The sequence below is a fragment of the Methylobacterium sp. J-076 genome, assembly GCF_022829405.1.
Classification (GTDB): domain Bacteria; phylum Pseudomonadota; class Alphaproteobacteria; order Rhizobiales; family Beijerinckiaceae; genus Methylobacterium.
The window spans coordinates 172115-189660 of sequence record NZ_JAKSXW010000143.1 but is presented as its reverse complement, the minus strand read 5'-3'; the positions used below and the strand labels follow the sequence as shown (position 1 = coordinate 189660).

The 17546-nt window shown below is 73.7% G+C and carries 13 protein-coding genes; 3 read left to right on the top strand and 10 right to left on the bottom strand.

Annotated elements, in window-relative coordinates:
• Positions 1–136: 136 nt before the first annotated feature.
• The 8 genes from MKK53_RS20425 to MKK53_RS20390 form a co-directional block, all read right to left on the bottom strand.
• The gene (locus tag MKK53_RS20425; RefSeq protein WP_243930586.1) at positions 137–1984 is read right to left on the bottom strand and encodes an extracellular solute-binding protein; all 1848 of its coding nucleotides are present in this window, start codon (positions 1982–1984) and stop codon (positions 137–139) included.
• Positions 1981–3804, bottom strand: a complete 1824-nt coding sequence (locus MKK53_RS20420) for an extracellular solute-binding protein (protein ID WP_243930639.1) — start codon at positions 3802–3804, stop codon at positions 1981–1983. Before MKK53_RS20420 ends, MKK53_RS20425 begins: the two co-directional genes overlap by 4 nt.
• A gap of 187 nt (positions 3805–3991) precedes the next feature.
• Positions 3992–4576 (bottom strand): PAS domain-containing protein, encoded by a 585-nt coding sequence (locus MKK53_RS20415; protein WP_243930585.1) that lies wholly within the window; start codon positions 4574–4576, stop codon positions 3992–3994.
• Positions 4577–4901: 325 nt separating this feature from the next.
• Complete coding sequence (locus MKK53_RS20410; RefSeq protein ID WP_243930584.1) at positions 4902–6986, bottom strand: hypothetical protein; 2085 nt, start codon at positions 6984–6986, stop codon at positions 4902–4904.
• A gap of 283 nt (positions 6987–7269) precedes the next feature.
• A complete protein-coding gene (locus MKK53_RS20405; protein WP_243930583.1) occupies positions 7270–10104 on the bottom strand; it encodes a DUF4159 domain-containing protein in 2835 nt (944 codons plus the stop codon).
• Positions 10105–10111: 7 nt separating this feature from the next.
• On the bottom strand, positions 10112–11020 hold the full coding sequence (locus MKK53_RS20400; RefSeq protein WP_243930582.1) for a DUF58 domain-containing protein: 909 nt from the start codon (positions 11018–11020) through the stop codon (positions 10112–10114).
• A gap of 2 nt (positions 11021–11022) precedes the next feature.
• Entirely contained in the window at positions 11023–12039 is a 1017-nt protein-coding gene (locus tag MKK53_RS20395) for an AAA family ATPase (protein WP_243930581.1), read from the bottom strand.
• Positions 12040–12158: 119 nt separating this feature from the next.
• Positions 12159–13319 (bottom strand): AI-2E family transporter, encoded by a 1161-nt coding sequence (locus MKK53_RS20390; protein WP_243930580.1) that lies wholly within the window; start codon positions 13317–13319, stop codon positions 12159–12161.
• Positions 13320–13679: 360 nt separating this feature from the next.
• Here MKK53_RS20390 and MKK53_RS20385 point away from each other — a divergent pair, with 360 nt between their 5' ends.
• The 3 genes from MKK53_RS20385 to MKK53_RS20375 are packed head-to-tail and all read left to right on the top strand — an operon-like array spanning position 13680 to position 15626.
• Positions 13680–13988: an acyl carrier protein gene (locus MKK53_RS20385; RefSeq protein ID WP_243930579.1), complete on the top strand. Its 309-nt coding sequence runs from the start codon at positions 13680–13682 to the stop codon at positions 13986–13988.
• Positions 13989–14019: 31 nt separating this feature from the next.
• Positions 14020–14502, top strand: a complete 483-nt coding sequence (locus tag MKK53_RS20380) for a 3-hydroxyacyl-ACP dehydratase FabZ family protein (RefSeq protein ID WP_243930578.1) — start codon at positions 14020–14022, stop codon at positions 14500–14502.
• The gene (locus MKK53_RS20375; protein WP_243930577.1) at positions 14499–15626 is read left to right on the top strand and encodes a beta-ketoacyl-ACP synthase; all 1128 of its coding nucleotides are present in this window, start codon (positions 14499–14501) and stop codon (positions 15624–15626) included. Before MKK53_RS20380 ends, MKK53_RS20375 begins: the two co-directional genes overlap by 4 nt.
• A gap of 90 nt (positions 15627–15716) precedes the next feature.
• Here MKK53_RS20375 and MKK53_RS20370 read toward each other — a convergent pair whose 3' ends face one another.
• Positions 15717–16343 (bottom strand): Smr/MutS family protein, encoded by a 627-nt coding sequence (locus tag MKK53_RS20370; RefSeq protein ID WP_243930576.1) that lies wholly within the window; start codon positions 16341–16343, stop codon positions 15717–15719.
• Positions 16340–17539 carry a murein transglycosylase A gene (locus MKK53_RS20365; RefSeq protein ID WP_243930575.1) on the bottom strand — a complete coding sequence of 400 codons (1200 nt, stop codon included), beginning with the start codon at positions 17537–17539 and terminating at the stop codon, positions 16340–16342. The genes MKK53_RS20370 and MKK53_RS20365 overlap by 4 nt, the downstream gene beginning before the upstream one ends.
• Between the last annotated feature and the right edge of the window lie 7 nt (positions 17540–17546).

The window sequence follows — 17546 nt, the reverse complement described above, 5'->3', positions numbered from 1 at the left end:
CTCATCCTGAGGTGCCGCGGCAGCGGCCTCGAAGGAGGGCTCCCGGGATCGCGCGCCGGCCGGAGGGCTCCGTCGAGGCCGCCGCCGCGCGCCGGCACCCCAGGATGCAGGACAAGAAGGGAAATCGCTTTCATCCTCACTCCCGCCCGATCCGGCGGGCCCTGTCGGCGTCGTACCACCACGTCGCCGGGGCGCCGAGGTCGTAGCGCGGCGCCTTGGCCGGGCGGCCGTAGACGTCCCACAGGGCGAGGCGGTGGCTGGCGCCGTACCACATCGGCACCCAGTACCGCCCGGCGCGCAACACCCGGTCGAGGGCGCGGCAGGCCGTGGTCAGGGCGGCGCGGCTGTCCGCCCCGGCGATGGCGCCCAGCAACGTGTCGATGGCCGGCGCGGCGATGCCGGCGAGATTGTTCGCGCCGACGGTGCCGGCGGCGCGGGAGCCGTAGAGGTCGCGCAGGTCCCCGCCGGGGGTGACGCCGCCGCTGTAGCGCCGGGCGGTCAGGTCGAAATCGAAATCCTTGAGCCGCGCTTGGTACTGGGACGGATCCACCATCCGGCTCGACGCCCGGATGCCGAGCAGGGCGAGGTTGCGGATGAAGGGCTGCGTCACCGGCTGGAACACCGGGTCGTCGTCCAGGAATTCGATGGTCAGGGCCTCGCTGCCCGGCAGACGCAGCGCGCCGCCGACGCGGGTGCAGCCGGCCTCCCGCAGGAGGATGTCGGCCCGCTTCAGGAGCGCCCGGTCCTGCCCCGACCCGTCCGAGACCGGGGGCGTCCAGGGCTCGGCGAACACCTCCGCCGGCAGCGCCCCGCGCAGGGGATCGAGGAGCGCCAGTTCCTCGGCCGTCGGCACGCCCGTGGCCTTCAGGTCGGAATTCTCGAAGAACGAGGCGGTGCGCGTGTAGGCGCCGTACATCAGGTTCGTGTTCGACCACTCGAAGTCGAAGCACAGGCCGATCGCCTCGCGGACCCGGGGATCCTTGAACTTGTCCCGGCGCGTGTTGATCCACCAGCCCTGGGTGCCGGAGGGCCTCGCATCCGGCACGAGGTCGCGCACCACCCGCCCCTCGGCGACGGCGGGGAAATCGTAGCCCGTCGCCCAGACGCGGGCGGTGAACTCCTCGCGGAAGGTGAAGGCGCCGCTCTTGAACGCCTCGAAGGCGACGGTGCGATCACGGAAGTACTCGTAGCGGATCGTCTCGAAATTGTGCCGCCCGACCGAAACCGGCAGGTCCGCACCCCAGTAATCCGGCACCCGGTCGAGCCCGATGGAGCGGCCGGGATCGACCGCCACGACGCGGTAGGGTCCCGAGGCGAGGGGTGCGTCCAGGGTCGAGGCCTCGAACTCGCGGGTCGCGTAGTAGGCGGCGGAGAAGACCGGCAGCTGCGCCACGATCAGCGGCAGGTCGCGGGCGCGGCCCGGCGCGAAGGTGACGACGAGGCGGGCATCGCCCTCGGCGCGGGCCTCGGTCATGTCGCGGATCGTCTCGGCGATCTCGGGGTGCCCCTTGTCGCGCAGCACCGTGAGGCTGAAGGCGACGTCCCGGGCGGTGAGGCGCGAGCCGTCGTGGAAGCGGGCCTGGGGCCTCAGGTCGAAGCTGTAGGTCAGCCCGTCCGGGCTCACCGTCACAGCGCGGGCCAGCAGGCCGTAGATCGCGTCCGGCTCATCGAGGGCCCGGGTCATCAAGCTGTCGAAGGTGAACTCGATCCCCGCCGCGCCGGAGCCGCGCAGCACGTAGATGTTCAGGGTGTCGAAGGTCCCGAGGGACTGGTTGCCGATGGTCGAGGCGATCTGGCCCGAGAAACGGCCCCCCTTCGGCGCGAGGGGGTTCACGTAGTCGAAGTGCGGGAAGTCCGCGGCGTATTTCAGGTCGCCGAAGCTCGACAGGCCGTGCCGCCCCCCCTCCTCCGCCGCGCGCCCGCGCCGGGGCCACGCCGTGGCGGCGAGGCCGCCGAGGACGAGCCCGCGCCGGGTCGCCCTCACCGGGGCGCCCCCGTCTTGGCGGCGAGCGCCTCGTCGTACCACCACGTCGTCGGGAAGCCGGAATTGGCGTAGAGCGGCAGGACCGGCGGGTGGCTGAAGCGGTTCCAGCGCAGGGTCCGCTGCCGGTCGGAGGCCCATTGCGGCACCACGAAGTCGTGGGCCAGCAGCACCCGGTCCAGGGCGCGGGTGGCGGCGACGGCGCCCTCCCGGTCGGGGGCGAAGATCACCTTCTCCACCAGGGCGTCGATGGCCGGATCCTTGATGCCGATGAGGTTGCGCGAGCCGGGCTTGTCGGCCGCCTCCGAGCCCCAGTACTCGCGCTGCTCGTTGCCCGGCGAGAGCGATTCGCCCCAGCCGGTCGTCGTGATGTCGAAGTCGAAGTTGCGCATCCGGTTCTGGTACTGCGCCTGATCGATCACCCGCAGGGTCGCGCCGATGCCGATGAGCTTGAGTTGGGCCGAGAACGGCAGGATCACCCGCTCGAAGGTGTTCTGGAATTCCAGGAACTCGACAGTCAGCGGCGTGCCGGACTTGTCGATCATCTGGCCGCCCTTCAGTTCGTAGCCGGCCTCCTTGAGGAGGCGCACCGCCTCGCGCAGGTTGGCCCGCACCGCCTCGGGGCTGTCGTTGACGGGGTTCCTGTACGGCGTGGTGAAGACGGAGGCCGGGACCTTGTCCTTCAGCCCCTCCAAGATCTCCCGCTCCTTGCCCTCGGGCAGGCCCGACGAGGCGAGTTCCGAGCCGAAGAAGTACGAGTCGATGCGCTTGTACAAGCCGTAGAACAGCGCCTTGTTCATCTCCTCGTAGTTCATGGCGAGGTTGAACGCCCGGCGCACCCGCGGGTCCTTGAACTTGTCCTTGCGGGTGTTGAACACGAACGCCTGCATGATGCCCGTGCCCTTGTCGGGGAAGGCCTCCTTGATCAGGCGCCCGTCCTTCACGGCGGGGAAGTCGTCGTAGGCGGTGGCCCAGTTGCGGGCGATGTTCTCCACGCGGAAATCGTAGAGGTCGCCCTTCAGCGCCTCCACCAGCACGGTCCCATCGCGAAAATACTCGTAGCGGATGGTGCCGAAGTTGTTGCGCCCGGCATTCACCGGCAGGTCCTTGCCCCAGTAGTCGGCGACCCGGGCGTAGGTCGCGGTGCGGCCGGGCTCGAACTTCTCCAGCCGGTAGGGGCCGGAGCCGAGGGGGATCTCCAGGCTCGTCTCGGTGGGGTTGCGCGCACGCCCCTGCGCGTCCTTGGCGGACCACCAGTGCTTGGGCAGCACCCGGAGCTGGCCGATCACCTGGGGCAACTCGCGGTTGCCCTTCTCCGTGAAGGTGAAGGTCACCTCGCGGGGGCCCGTCGCCTCGGCCTTGGCGACGGTGTGGTAATAGGCGGCGTAGAACGGCGAGTTGGCCTTCAGCACGTCGAAGGAGAAGACCACGTCGGCGGGGGTGATCGGCTGACCGTCATGCCACCTGGCGCCCTGGCGCAGGCGGTAGGTGACGGAGCCGAGGTCGGGGGCGATGCGCGCCGCCTCGGCCAGCAGCCCGTAGGAGCTGAACGGCTCGTCCGAGGCCTCGGTCATCAGCGTATCGTAGATCTGCTGGACGCCCCCTTCGAGGTCGCCCTTCAGGCCCGACACCACGATGTTGAAGTTGTCGAACCCGCCCTGGGAGCCGAGCCGCACGAGGCCGCCCTTGGGGGCGGCGGGGTCGGCATAGTCGAAATGCGTGAAATCCGGACCGTATTTCGGCTGGCCCATCAGCGTCATGGCGTGGGTCCATTCGCCATTCGCGTCGGGCGGGACCGGCTGCGCCCTGGCCGGGCCGACCATGCAGGCCGCCAGGAGGGTGCCGTTGAACAGGCGACGGGTCACGGGCTGCGTCACGGGCTTGGCTGCCTCCGGTCCTCGCGGGACCGCGCGGCTGTCCGCCGACGATCCCAGGCCGGTCTTAGGCCGGGCACCCCGGGGCGTCGAGTGCGCAGGCGCCCCGTGCGTCACGTCGCGCGGGCGGGACCGCTCAGTGCCGGGCGCGCCGGGCGAGGTGCGCGCCGACCTCGTACAGGGCAAGATCGAGGACGACCCGCAGATGGCTCTGGGCCTCGCTGCCGGCCTCATCGACGGCCTTGCGGGCTTCGAGCAGGGCGTTGGCCGCGCGGTCGAGGGGGTGCTGCCCGCGGGTGCTCATCCGGGCGAGGTAGCCCGTGCCTTCCTCGCGGCTCTCGGTGATGTCGATGAGGATGCCCTTCGAGCGGACGGGGCGTCCGAGCTGGTCCTGATAGACCCGGCCGCGGCTCAGGAGCCACCGGATCCCCCGGGTCGGGGTGACGACCCTGTACTCGGCGAGGAAGAGGCCGCCGCCCTCGAGCGCCCGCCTCAGCTCGCTGCGCAGCCATTCGCGGTCATCGAGGTGGATGCCCACCATGGCCGCGTCGCCGTGAAGCGGCTGGCCCGCCAGCGCGGGGTCGAGGGCGAGGAGGTCGGCCGCGCCCCGGTCGTACCGGGCCGTGTGGCGCACGATGTCCCAATCCCACGTGCCCACGACGCCGGAGGCGTCCAGGGCGGAACGCAAGTCGTCGAGAGAGCCCTGCCACTCGTCATCCACCCAGATCCCCACGGGCAGGCAACCCCTGTTTCGCAACCCAAAACCGTCGGAGAGGACCCAGCCGTGCCCCGCGTGGCGGCGTGCCACCCGAGGCACGGCTATTCCGTTAATCGAACTAATCGTTCTCGATATACTTTCGCACTGATACGGAAATTCAGCTGTCCGGGCAACATGCGGATCGGGGAAATCCGGCCTCCGTCGCACCGACGACCGCGCCGCGGGGGGCGGCCCCGGCGAGGCCGGAGCGCCCCCCGCCAGGGATCATGGTGCAAGCCGGCTTGGGCCTTGACGGGCCTGAGGATTCGTCCGGTGGACCGCTTCGCCCCTAGGCGGCCCGGCCCCGGCGCCCTTCCACCAGCCACATGGCCAAGATGGCGGCGGCCAGGGCCGCCAGGGCAGCGAGCCCGAGGGCGAGGGGATAGACTTCCACCCCGCGAATATTCGCGCTGTCGCTCGGCCGGAAGCCGATCCAGTCGCTGCCGGAGAGGCGGCCGCCGCGCAGGCTTTGCAGCCGGGGCACCTGCAGCGCCCCCGACGCGTCGGACAGGCGCCGCACCGACCCGCCCGAGCCCTCCGCCACGGCACGCAGGCGCTCGGTGTCGCTGAACACGTCGGCGAGCTCGCGGGGGTTGGCCGGGCCGACGCTCACGAAGGCCACGAGGGTACCCGAGCGCAGGGTGTGCAGCCCCAGGCTCGTCGCATCGAAGGTGGCGGTGAACAGGCCGGGCTCGGCCGGCTTGAGGGTCAGGGTCGTCACCTTGCCGGTCGGGCCGGTGACGGTCACCGGCTCGGCCGTGTCGGCCATGGTCTGGCGCTCCACGCGGACCTCCCGGCCATGGCCGGTGGTCTGGGCGCGCAGGGCCTCCTCCTCCAGGGCCGGCTCCTTCATCAGCCAGTGGGCGAGGCGCCGGAGCAGGTCGAGGTAGGGGCCGCCGTCCTGGTAGCCCCGCGCCCAGAGCCACGCGTGGTCGGACAGGAGCAGGGCCACCCGGCCCTTGTCCTCCCGCGACAGGGCGAGCAGGGGCAGGCTGTCGGCTCCGGAGAGGATCGGCTCGATGCCGGGCCGCAGCCGGGCCTGGACGATCCGCAGCCAGTCGCCCCAGGCGGGGGGGTTCACATCGGAACCCGGCAGGGCGCGGGTGACGGGGTGGCGCTTGCCGGTCTGGGTCGGGGTGGCCTTGTAGGGCCGCTCCACCACCCGCCCGTCGGGATCGCCCGGCAGGATGCCGGCGAGCCGGGTGCGGGCGAGGCTCGCCGGGCCGGCATATTCCGGCCCGGCGGCGATCAGCAGTGCCCCGCCCTCGCGGACGTAGCGGGCGATGTTGTCGAAATACGCCTGCGGCAGCACGCTCTGGTTGGCGTAGCGGTCGAAGATGATGAGGTCGAAGTCCTTGATCTTCTGGACGAACAGCTCGCGGGTCGGGAAGGCGATCAGCGACAGTTCGGAGATCGGCGTGCCGTCCTGCTTCTCCGGCGGGCGCAGGATGGTGAAGTGGACGAGGTCGACGTTGGCATCGGACTTCAGCAGGTTGCGCCACGTCCGCTCGCCCTGGTGCGGCTCGCCGGAGACGAGGAGCACCCGCAGCTTCTCGCGGATGCCCTCGATGGGCAGGACGGCGCGGTTGTTGACGGTGGTCAGCTCGTTCGGCAGGGGCTCGACCTCGATCTCCACGACGTTCTGGCCGCCGTGCTCGATCCGGGTGGAGAGGTCGAAGGGCCGGCCGGTGGGCACGTCCCGGCGGTCGATCTCCTCGCCGTCCCGGCGGGTGACCACCACCGCGTGGCCGGTGCCGCCGCGCTCCATCACCTCGGCGCGGATCTTCAGGTCCTTGCCGACGATGCCGAAGCGGGGGGCCTCGATGAGCTTGATCTGCCGGTCGCGCTCGTCGGCATGGCCGGTGACGAGGACGTGCAGCGGCGCCTTGATGCCGAGCTGCGCGAGGTTCGGCGGGATGTCGTGCACCACGCCGTCCGTCACCATGACGACGCCGGCCAGCCGCTCGGGGGGCACGTCGGCGAGCGCCTGCCCGAGGGCGGCGAAGAGCTTGGTGCCGTCGTCGCCCTCCCCGGCATCGGGCACGTCGATGAAGCGCGGCTCGATGGCCGTGAGCGGGCCGAACCGGCGCTGCAGCTCCGCGCGGACCTGATCGGTCACCTGCGGCCGGTCGCCCAAAGCCTGCGAGCCGGAGCGGTCGATCACCACGGCGGCGATGTCCTTCACCGGCTCCCGGTCCTCGTGGACCAGGGCGGGGTTAGCCAGCGCCGCCAGGACGAGGCCGAGGACGAGGGCGCGCAGCAGCGCCGTGCGCCCCCGGGTGAGCACCGCCAGCACCACCATCACCAGGGCGACGACCCCGAGCCCCGCGAGGACCGGCCAGGGCACGAGGGGGGTGAAGCTGAGGCTCAGCATGGGAGTGCTCCGCTATGGCATCCGCGTGCCTCGACCTGACCCGATGCGGCGCCCCCCTCTCCCCGCCTGCGGGGAGAGGCCCGTCTGCACCTCGTCGTGCAGACGGGAAGCGCAGGCGAAGCCGAAGCGGCGGTGAGGGGTCGGCGCCGAAAGAGGCTCCGCCGGCCGCCCCCCCTCACCCTCGGCTGCCGCCTCGCCCCGGCGACGACAGGGTCGCCGGAGCCCTCTCCCCGCCGGCGGGGAAAGGGGAGAACACCATGTGCCGACAGTGTCCCAAAAAACCTCACTGCCCCAGCCGCTCCAGCAGCGCGGGCACGTGGACCTGATCCGCCTTGTAGTTGCCGGTGAGGGTGTACATCACGATGTTGACGCCGCCGCGGAACGCCATCTCCCGCTGGCGCTGGTCGCCGCCGGTGACGGGGTAGAGCGGCTCGCCCCGGCGGCCGATGGCCCAGGCCGTGGCGAGGTCGTTGCTGGTGATGATGATCGGGCTCACCCCGTCGCCCGCCCGGGCCGGGCGGCGCTCGCCGCCCTCGGGGGCCGGCGGAAGGGCCTCCACCCAGGTCTGGCCGGTGGCGTAGCGGCCGGGGAAGCTGTCCACGAGGTAGAACGCCTTGGTCAGGACGTGGTCGGCCGGCACCGGCTCCAGCTCCGGCACCTCCAGGGTCGCCAGCATCTTGCGCAGGTAGGCGGCCTCCGGCGACGTCGGCCCGCCGGGGCGGCTCGTCAGCGCATCGCGGGTGTCGAACAGCACGGTGCCGCCGTTGCGCATGAACGCGTCGATCTTGCGGATCGCCGCCTCCGACGGCTGCGGCCGGTTCGGGGCGATCGGCCAGTAGATCAGCGGATAGAAGGCCAGCTCGTCCTTGGTGGGGTCTAGCCCGGCGGGCTCCCCCGGCTCCAGGGCGGTGCGGGCGGCGAGCATCTGCGTCAGGCCGGTGAGCCCGGCGCGGCTCGCCTCGTCCACGGCCGCATCCCCGGTGATCACGTAGGCGAGGCGGGTGACCAGGGCCGATTCGATGCCGTTCGGCCGGTTGGCCACGGGCTCCTCGGCCCGGAGCCCGCGCACCGGCAGGGCCGTGGCGAGGGTGGCGGCCAGCAACAGGGCGGCGGGCCGGGCCCCCAGGCGGCCCAGGCGGCCGAGCCGGCCCAGGAAGCCTCCGAGCCACAGCCCGGCCAGGGTGTCGAGGATGAGGAGCAGCAGCCCCGCCGTGAACAGGCCGGGGCGCAGATCCACCGTGGCGGCCCCGGCGAGGGAGCCGAGCGCCGCCCCGGAGAGGCGCGCGTAATCGATGGGCACGAGGCGGTCGTCCGGCTTCAGGGCGTTCACGCTGATTCCCCCATCGGGCGGCCCGTAGAAGCCCGGCGGATGCTCCTGCCCCGCCCGGTCGGCATAGTCGGCCGGCACCGCCGTGGCCGAGGCGGGCGGCGAGCCCAGCACCCCGAAGCCGTCGAGGGTGACGCGGGGGGCGAGCACCGCCACCTTCGCCCGGTTGCCCCCCCCGGCCGCGGCCTCGCCCGGGCTCGCCCCCGCCAGGGCCACCACCCGGCGCAGCATGTCGATGAACAGGCCCGATAGGGGCAGGTTCGACCAAGTGGTGTCGGCGGTGACGTGGAACAGCACGATCCGCCCCTGCCCGCGCTTCTGCGCCGTGACGATGGGCGTGCCGTCCTGGAGGGAAGCCCAGGTCTTGCCCGGCAGGTCGCCGTCGGGCTCGGCCAGGATCTGGCGGCGCACGCCGATGTCGGCCGGGGGCGTCAGGCCGGCGAAGGGGCTCTCCGGAGGGAACGGGGCCATGGTCTTCGGCGCGTCCCAGGACAGGGCGCCGCCGAGGTTGCGGCCGCCCCGGCGCAGGCGCACCGGGACCAGGGTATCCTGCCCGGCCGCGAGCCGGGGCCCGGCGAACCGCAGGAGCAGCCCCCCCTCGTCCACGAACTTGTCGATCCGCCCCGCGGTCTTGTCGTCCAGGGCGCCGACATCGGCCAGGACCAGCACCGAAACCTGGTTGTCGAGGAGCTGGTCGACCGATTCCGCGAGGCCCGTGGCGCCCCGGGCCTGCTGCACGTCGGCGAAGGGGTCGAGGGCGCGGGACAGGTAATAGAGCGGCGCCAGCAGCGGCTGCGACTGGTCGAGGGTGCCTCCGAAGACGAGCCCCACCCGGCGGCGCCGGCCGCGCTCGTCCATCAGCGAGACCGCCCCGGCGGAGCGCTCGCCCGCCACCTCGATGCGGCTGATGCCGTTGCGCAGTTCGGTCGGCATGTCGAAGGCGGCCTCGGCGGTGGTGGCGTCGGCGGCGAAGGCGAAGTCGCGTTCGGCCAGCGGCAATCCCTTCTGGTCGAGGGCGCGGACCACGCCCGCGTCGCGGCCGTTGGCGGCGGCGCGCAGCACATGGGCGACGAGGCGCCCGCCGGTCTCCGCCACGGCGAGCGCGAGGGCCGGGGGCGCGTCGGCCTTGAGGACGGTGAGCGCCGCCCCGGCGCCTCCCGCGAGGTCGCCGAGCCCCGTCACGAAGCGCGTGGTGCCGGCGGCATCGCCGCTGCCGGACACGCCGTCGGCGATCCAGACGATCCCCGCGCCGGGGTTCTTGTCCAGGAAGGCGCCGATGCTCTGGAGGTGGGCGTCCCGGGCGGGCTGGTACGGCCGCGGCGCGATGGCCCGCAGGCGCTCCAGGGATGCGGCCGGGGTCTTGGCCTCGATGGCGGCGGCGGGCTCGGCGAGCCCCACCACCGCGACGGCACGCCCTTCCCGGGCCGCGCCCTCGACGGTGTCGGTGGCCACGCGCAGCCGGTCGCGCCAGTCGTGGGCGGCGGCGAACCCGTTGTCGAGGAGCACGAGAAGCGCCTTCTTGCCCCCGCCCGCGCCGATGCCGCCGGGGCTCCAGACGGGCCCCGACACCGCCAGGATCAGGGCGGCGGCGACGAGCAGGCGCAGGATGAGCAGCCAGGGCGGCGTCCGGGCCGGGGTCTGGCGCTGGGGGATGAGGTCCGCCACGAGCTTCAGCGGCGGGAAGTCGATCCGGCGGGGGCGCGGCGGGGTCACCCGCAGCAGGATCCACAGGGCCGGAAGGCCGATCAGGGCGGCGAGCGCCAGGGGGGCGGCGAAGGTCAAGCCGAGCATGGATGCCTCAGCCGCCCCGGGCGATGACGAGGGTGGCGAGGCGCAGGGCCGCCTCGCTGGCGGGCCGGTCGGTGCGGTGGAGCGTCAGCGTCCAGCCCTGGCCGCGGACGATCTCCTCCAGGCGCGCCCGGTGGGCGGCGATCCGCGCCCGGTAGCGGTCGCCCCAGGAGCCGGCATCGCCGATGTCCAGGGAAGGCCCGCCTTCGAGGCCATGCAGAACCGCCTGGCCCGTAAAGGGGAAGGTCTCCTCGACCGGGTCCGCCACCATCAGCAGGTGGCCCCGGCTGCCCGCCGCCGCGAGGCCGGCGATGGAGGCGGCGATCCGCTCCGGCGGGGTGAGGAAGTCGCCGATCAGCACCACCTCGTCGAACCGGGCCGGCTGGGCCTCCGGCGGCAGGTCCCGGTCGAGCCCCGCCGTGTCGGCGACGAGCGCCTGCGCGAAGTGCTCCACGGTCCCCCGGGAGGCGCGCGCCCGGGTCAGGCCGAGCAGGCCGACCCGCTCGCCGCCGTCCACGAAGGCGTCCGCCAGGGCGAGCCCGAGGACGAGCGCCCGCTCCACCTTCGACGCGCCGGCGAGGTCGGAGGCGAAGGCCATGGACGCGGAGCGGTCGATCCAGAACCAGATGTTGTGGGCCGCCTCCCATTCGCGCTCGCGGACGTAGAGCCGGTCGTCCCGGGCGGAGCGGCGCCAGTCGACCCGGGCCGCCGCCTCGCCGGTCACGAAGGGCCGGAACTGCCAGAAGCTCTCGCCGGGGCCCGCCCGGCGACGGCCGTGCAGCCCGTGGGCGAGGAGGCTCGACACCCGCCGGGCCTCCAGCACGAGCCGGGGCATCCGGGCCGCGAGGGCCGCCGCGCCCTCGGTCTCGCGCCGGCCGGGACGGCGGGTGACTGCGTCGAGGGCCTGGGTTCCGACCAAGGTCAGAGCTTCTCCGCGAGCTTGGCGATCAGGCCCTCGATGGTCTCGCCGTCGGCCCGGGCCGCGTAGTTCAGCGCCATGCGGTGCTTCAGCACCGGTTCGGCCAGGGCCTTCACGTCCGCGACGGAGGGGGCGACCCGGCCCTCGATGAGCGCCCGGGCGCGGACGGCGAGCGTCAGCGCCTGGCTGGCGCGGGGGCCGGGGCCCCACAGGAGCTTGTCCTTCACCAGGGCGTCGCCGCCATGGGGGCGGGCCGAGCGGACGAGGTCGAGGATCGCCTCCACCACCGCCTCGCCCACGGGCAGACGGCGCACGAGGCGCTGGGCGGTCATCAGCTGGTCGGTGGACATCACGGCGACGGGGCGCACCTCGTCGGCGCCGGTGGTCTCGATGAGGATGCGCCGCTCGGCCGCACGGTCGGGGTAGCCGACGTCGATCTCCAGCAGGAACCGGTCGAGCTGCGCTTCGGGGAGCGGATAGGTGCCCTCCTGCTCGATCGGGTTCTGGGTGGCGAGCACGTGGAACGGCCGGGGCAGGTCGTGCCGCTCGCCGGCCACCGAGACGTGGCCCTCCTGCATCGCCTGGAGCAGGGCGGACTGGGTGCGCGGGCTGGCGCGGTTGATCTCGTCCGCCATCAGGAGCTGCGTGAATACCGGCCCCTTCACGAAGCGGAAGGCCCGGCGGCGCTCGGCATCCTCTTCGAGGATTTCGGTGCCCAAGATGTCGGAGGGCATCAGGTCGGGGGTGAACTGCACCCGCCGCCCATCGAGGCCGAGGACGGTGCCCAGCGTCTCCACGAGCTTGGTCTTGGCGAGGCCCGGCAGGCCGACGAGGAGGCCGTGGCCGCCGGCCAGGATCGTCACCAGGGCGAGATCCACCACCTTCTCCTGGCCGAAGATGACCCGGTGGATCGCCTCCCGGGCCTGTCCCACCGCCGCGAGGCAGCTCTCGGCGGTGGCGACGATGCCGTCATCGAGGCTGGTGGCGGGGCTCGCGCCCTGGCTGGCGGCCTGGATCATGCCGGTGTCCGTCTCCGAGGGACGCAACGGGCCTGGACCCGCGGGAAGAGGGGGAGTGTGGGCCCGTTTCGGTCAGGCTGGCAAGGTCGGGATCGCCGCACGGTGGCGCGCCCCCGCCGTCAGGCCTTCCGGTCCCTCCCCTCGGTGAACTCCCGCCAGAGCAGCACGAGGGCCGCCATCACCGCGGGGCCGAGGAACAGGCCGAGCAGGCCGAAGGTCTCGACGCCGCCGAGGATGCCGAGCAGCACCCAGAGGAACGGCAGCTTGGTGGTACCGCCGATCAGGGCCGGGCGGACGAAGTGGTCCGCCGCGAAGGTCACGACGAGGCCCGCCGCCGCCACGATGAGCGCGGCCTTCGTCGCCCCCGCCGTGACAAGGAGCAGCGCCGCGATGGCGATGGCCAGGGCCGCGCCGAAGGGGATCATCGCCGCCACGGCGGTGAAGGCGCCGAGCAGCACCGGGTGCGGCACGCCGGCGAAGTAGTAGACGATGCCGAGGATCACGCCCTCGCCGAGGCCGACGAGGACGAGGCCGTCCACGGTGCCGTGGACGGAGGCGACCATCTGCCGCCCGACCCGCTCGCCCCGGGGGCCGAACAGCCGGTTGCAGGCGGCCAGCGCCTGACGCTCGACGGTCTCCCGGTCCCGGAACAGGAAGAACAGCGCCACGAGGCTGAAGCCGAACAGCACCGCCCGGTGCACCACCTCCCTGCCGATGTTGCGGGAGGCGCCGATCACCTTGTCGTTGTCGAACCGGTGCAGGAATTCCGAGCCGGCCTGGGCGTGGCCGAGGTTCTCGTTCCACCACGCCGTCGCCTGCGCCGCGCCGTAGGGCAGGTGCGAGAGGAACTGCGGCGCCGGGATGCCACTCTCCTCCGCCTTCCGGACGAACTCGGCCACGTCGTGCGCCTCCCGTGCCGCCTGCACGCCGAGGATCGCCAGGGGCGCGAGGAAGACGAGGGCGATCGCGACCACCGCGAGGCTCGGCAGCAGGATGTTGTGCCGGCCCGGCGGGAAGCGCCGCTCCAGGCGGACGTAGAGCGGGCCGAGGGCGATCGCCAGGACCACGGCCCAGGCCAGGGCCGGCAGGAACCCGTGCAGGATCCAGAGGCCGAGGGCGCCGAGCGCGAGGGCCAGCACCACCCGGGCGGCCCCTTGAGAGCGCGCCCGCTCCACCGGCGGCAGGTCCGACACGTCCCTGCGGGGTTCGCTCAGGGCGCGGGCGGGGGGCACAGGTGCCGAGAAGGGCGTGTAGGGGGTCGGGGCGGGCGGGGACTTCATCCGTCTTCTCCGGTTCGGGGCGCCAGCCGGGGGCCGCGGCGATTCGGCCGGAGCGAGCGTGACGGTTCAACGCCGCAGATAGGTCTTCTCCGCCGTTCCGCCACCGGAGGACCCGCGCTCCTGACCGGACCGTGAGTCCGGCCCCCCGCGTACCCGGTAAACCACCCTCCGGCGCGACGTGGTTGCCGCACCCCACCCCCTCGTGTAGAGGTCCCGGCCATCCGTCGGCGCCGCGCGACGGGTCCGGTGCATCCGGGCTCGCCGCCCGCGCTTCATGGCAGCGAGGGAAGGGACGCCGGTCTGCCGGCGCGAGGGGGCTCCCGCCGCCGAACCGGTTTCGATCAGAGCCCACGAGAAGACATGTCCGACGACCCCGCCCACGGCAGCGCCACCTTCCAGCGCGTGGCCGACATCATCGCCGAGACGGCCGACATCGAGCGGGACAAGATCACCCCCGAGAGCCACGCCATCGACGACCTCGGCATCGACAGCCTCGCCTTCCTCGACATCGCCTTCGCCGTCGACAAGGCCTTCGGCATCAAGCTGCCGCTGGAGCGGTGGACGCAGGAGGTCAACGAGGGCAAGGTCCCGGCCGAGCAGTACTTCGTGCTGAAGAACCTCTGCGCGCGGATCGACGCCCTGGTCGCCGAGAAGGCCGCCAAGGCTTAACGCCCCGCCGAGCCGACGCGTCACGCCCGCCATGCGCCTTGAATATTTCGAGATGATCGACGCCGTGGTGCGGCTCGACCGCACCGCCGGCACCATCGAGGCGCTGGCGAAGGTGCCGGCCGAGAGCCCGGTCTTCGAGGGGCACTTCCCCGGCCACCCCCTGGTGCCGGGCGTGCTCCTGACCGAGACCATGGCCCAGGCCTCCGGCTACCTGATCCTCGCCCATCTCGGGTTCGCGCGGATGCCGTTCCTGACCGGCGTCGACAAGGCGCGCTTCCGCAGCTTCGTCGGCCCCGGCGCCACCCTGACGGTGAGCGCCACGCTGGAGCACGACGGCTCCGGCTACGCCGTGACGAAGGCGGCGATCTCCCACGAGGGCAAGGCCCTCTGCGACGCGGAGCTGCGGTTCCGCACCATGCCCTTCCCGGACGGGCTCGACGCGCCGATGCGCGAGCGGGCCAGGGCGATCGGGCTCCTCGAACTCGCCGGCCTCGGCGGTGGAACCTCGGCATGAGCCGTCCGGTCGTCGTCACGGGGGTCGGCCTCGTCTCCTGCGCGGGCGAGGGTCCGGAGGCGCATCTGGCCGCGCTCGCGGCCGGCACGCCGCCGCACACCGACGCGGCGCGCTTCGCGCCCTATCCCGTCCACCCCGCCCCCGCCATCGCCTGGGACCGGCAGATCCCGAAGAAGAGCGACCAGCGGCAGATGGAGGCGTGGCAGCGCCTGGGCGTCTACGCCGCCGGCCTCGCCCTCGACGCGGCGGGCGTGAAGGAGGATGCGGCCTTCAAGCAGGCCTTGCACCTCGTGGTGGCCGCGGGCGGCGGCGAGCGCGACTACGCGGTGGACGGCACGATCCTCACCGGCCTGCGCGACGCGCCGGATCCGGGGGCCTTCCTCAACGAGCGCCTGCAGAACGACCTGCGGCCGACGCTCTTCCTCGCCCAGCTCTCGAACCTGCTCGCGGGCAACATCGCCATCGTCCACGGCGTCACCGGGGCCTCACGCACCTTCATGGGCGAGGAGGCGGCGGGGGCCGACGCCCTGCGGATCGCCCAGGCGCGGATCGCCTCCGGCCAGAACGAGGCGATGCTGGTGGGCGGCTCCTACAGCGCCGAGCGGCCGGACGCGCTCCTCGTCCACGCCATGGGCGGCTTCGCCAAGCAGGGGGATTTCGCGCCGGTCTTCGCCCGGGGGGGGGCGGGGGGCTTCATCCTGGCGAGCTGCGCCGCGTTCCTGATGCTCGAATCGGCCGAGCACGCCGAGGCCAGGGGCGCGAGAGCCCTGGCCCGGCTCGGCGCCGTGGCGAGCGGCCGTTGCCGGCGGGAGCCCGGCAGCGTCTCCGGGGCCCTCGCGGCCCTGTGGAGCGAGGCGGCCCCCGCCAAGCCCGACGTCATCGTCTCCGCCGCGACGGGCGTCGGCCCGATCACCGCCGAAGAGGGCGACACCCTCGCCCGGCTCGCCCCCGACGCCAGGGTGCACGCCCTCGGCGACCTGATCGGCCACGGCCTGGAGGTCGCCGCCCCGTTCGGCGCGGCCCTGGCCGCCATCCTCATCGCGCAGGGCCGGGCCACCGAGGCCGCCGTCACCACGGTCGGCCACCGCCGCGGCGAGAGCGTGATGCGCCTGACGCGGGCCTGAGGGGACCGCCGCAAGGTCCTCTCGCGGCACCGGGCCGACTCTGCGCGCGATGCCCGAGAGAGCCGCTTCCGGCGCGTCGCCAGACCCCGCCTATCGCCGCCGGAGCCGGACGTAGAGGGCGCCGCCGCCGCCGTGGTGCCGGGACGCCTCCTCGAAGCCGATGACGAAGTGGCGCAGCTCCGCGCTCCGCAGCCAGTGCGGTACGCTCCGCCGCAGCACGCCGCGCTCGCCGAAGGGGTCGGCATAGCCCTCCCCGCCCTTGCCCGTGACGATGAGCACGTAGCCGTGCCCGGCCGCCCGGGAGCGCAGCAGGAACCCCGTCAGCGCCGCATGCGCCTCGGACTGGATCATCCCGTGGAGGTCGAGGCGCGCCTCGATACCCTGGCGCCCCCGGCGCAGGGCGAGGCGCACCTGACGCTCCAGCCCGTCCGCCGGCAGGGGGCGCTGCGGCGGGGCCTGGTAGGGCATGGCGGTGGCCGTGCGCGCCGGGGGCGGCACGAATTTCGGCGGGGTCCGCTTGGCCGGCTTGGCCGCCGGCACGGGAACGGCCTTCGGGCCGGACAGGCGCGCAGGCATCACCGGTGCCGGTTCGGGCGGCGGCGGCGCGGGCGCGTCGGGCTCGGGGCGTCCGCGCAGGGGCGTGACGAGCTTGGCGACCTCCCGCCAGAGGCGGGCTTCCCCGGTGGTGAGGGCGCGGTGGCGGCGGGGCGGCTTCACGGCGTGGCCCCGTCGCGGGCCCCGTCGCGGGCCCCCTGGCGGGGCAGCAGGACGACGAAGCCCACCGCATCGCGCAGGTTTCCGGCCGCGACGCCCGCCGCCTCGCCGCTGCCGACGAACAGGTCCCCCCGCGCCGGCCCGACGATGGCCGAGCCGGTGTCGGCGGCCACGGTGAGGCGCCCGCGCTCCCCCTCCCCCGCGCCGGGCAGGTGTCCTTCGAGCCAGAACGGCAGGCCGTAGCGCCACAGGGTCGCGTCCACGGCGAGCCCGATGCCGGGGCGGAGCGGGGCGTTCGCCGCCCCCGGCGGCCCGAGGGCCGGCTCCTCCACCTCCGCGAGGCGGAAGAAGATGTAGGAGGCATTCCGGCGGATGAGCCGCCGGGCCTCGTCCGGATGGTCCCGGAGCCACCCGGTCCAGCGGGCGAGGGTCAGCCCTTCGAGGGGCAGGTGCCCCTCCTGCACGATCAGCTTGGCGACGGCCGTGTAGGGCCGCCCGTTGCGCCCGTCGTAGAGCGCCCGCACCACCCGCCCGTCCGGCAGGCGGATCCGGCCGGAGCCCTGGACCTGAAGGACGAGCAGGTCGATCCTGTCCCGCAGCCACAGGACCGGCCGCGCCTGGGCCCCGAGCACCCCGTCCTCGATCGCCGCCCGGTCCGGGTAGGCCTCGAACCCGTCCCCCGTGGCGCGGGCGGCGCGCAGGGCCGGATCGAGGCCGGGCCGCGTCTCACCGGGGGCGAGGCCGACGAGGTCGTCGGGGCGGGCGAGGATCGCCGTCGTGAAGCCCGGTCCGGGCGTGAGGGAGCCCGGCAGCTCCGGCTCGAAATAGCCGGTGAGGAAGCCCGGGCGTCCATCCGGACGGACGATGCGGTAGGCGTCGAAGGCGTGGCGGAAGAAGTCCGCCGCGGCGGCGTCGGCGACGCCCGCCGCCCGGGTGCAGGCTGCGGCGAGGTCGGCGGCATCCCCGGCGACGGCAGCGCGTTGTGCCGGGGCCGGCGCCGGGGCGGCGCAGACCCGGCGGAAGGCGGCCAGCGCGCCCGCCGGGTCCGGCCCCGGAAATCCGGGCAGGTCGGAGAACGCGACCGGCTCCAGCCGCGCACCACCGACCTCGCCGGGCGCCCCTAGGGCGGCGCCGGAGAGAAGAAGCCCCAGGAGGAGGGCGACCGGAGCGGGTCCGGGGCGGGCACGCGGAGGTCGCACGTCACAC

Coding starts and splice junctions, on each gene's coding strand:
- MKK53_RS20420 (WP_243930639.1), bottom strand. CDS start 3,804: ATGGTCGGCCCGGCCAGGGCGCAGCCGGTCCCGCCCGACGCGAATGGC.
- MKK53_RS20410 (WP_243930584.1), bottom strand. CDS start 6,986: ATGCTGAGCCTCAGCTTCACCCCCCTCGTGCCCTGGCCGGTCCTCGCG.
- MKK53_RS20405 (WP_243930583.1), bottom strand. CDS start 10,104: ATGCTCGGCTTGACCTTCGCCGCCCCCCTGGCGCTCGCCGCCCTGATC.
- MKK53_RS20395 (WP_243930581.1), bottom strand. CDS start 12,039: ATGATCCAGGCCGCCAGCCAGGGCGCGAGCCCCGCCACCAGCCTCGAT.
- MKK53_RS20390 (WP_243930580.1), bottom strand. CDS start 13,319: ATGAAGTCCCCGCCCGCCCCGACCCCCTACACGCCCTTCTCGGCACCT.
- MKK53_RS20385 (WP_243930579.1), top strand. CDS start 13,680: ATGTCCGACGACCCCGCCCACGGCAGCGCCACCTTCCAGCGCGTGGCC.
- MKK53_RS20380 (WP_243930578.1), top strand. CDS start 14,020: ATGCGCCTTGAATATTTCGAGATGATCGACGCCGTGGTGCGGCTCGAC.
- MKK53_RS20375 (WP_243930577.1), top strand. CDS start 14,499: ATGAGCCGTCCGGTCGTCGTCACGGGGGTCGGCCTCGTCTCCTGCGCG.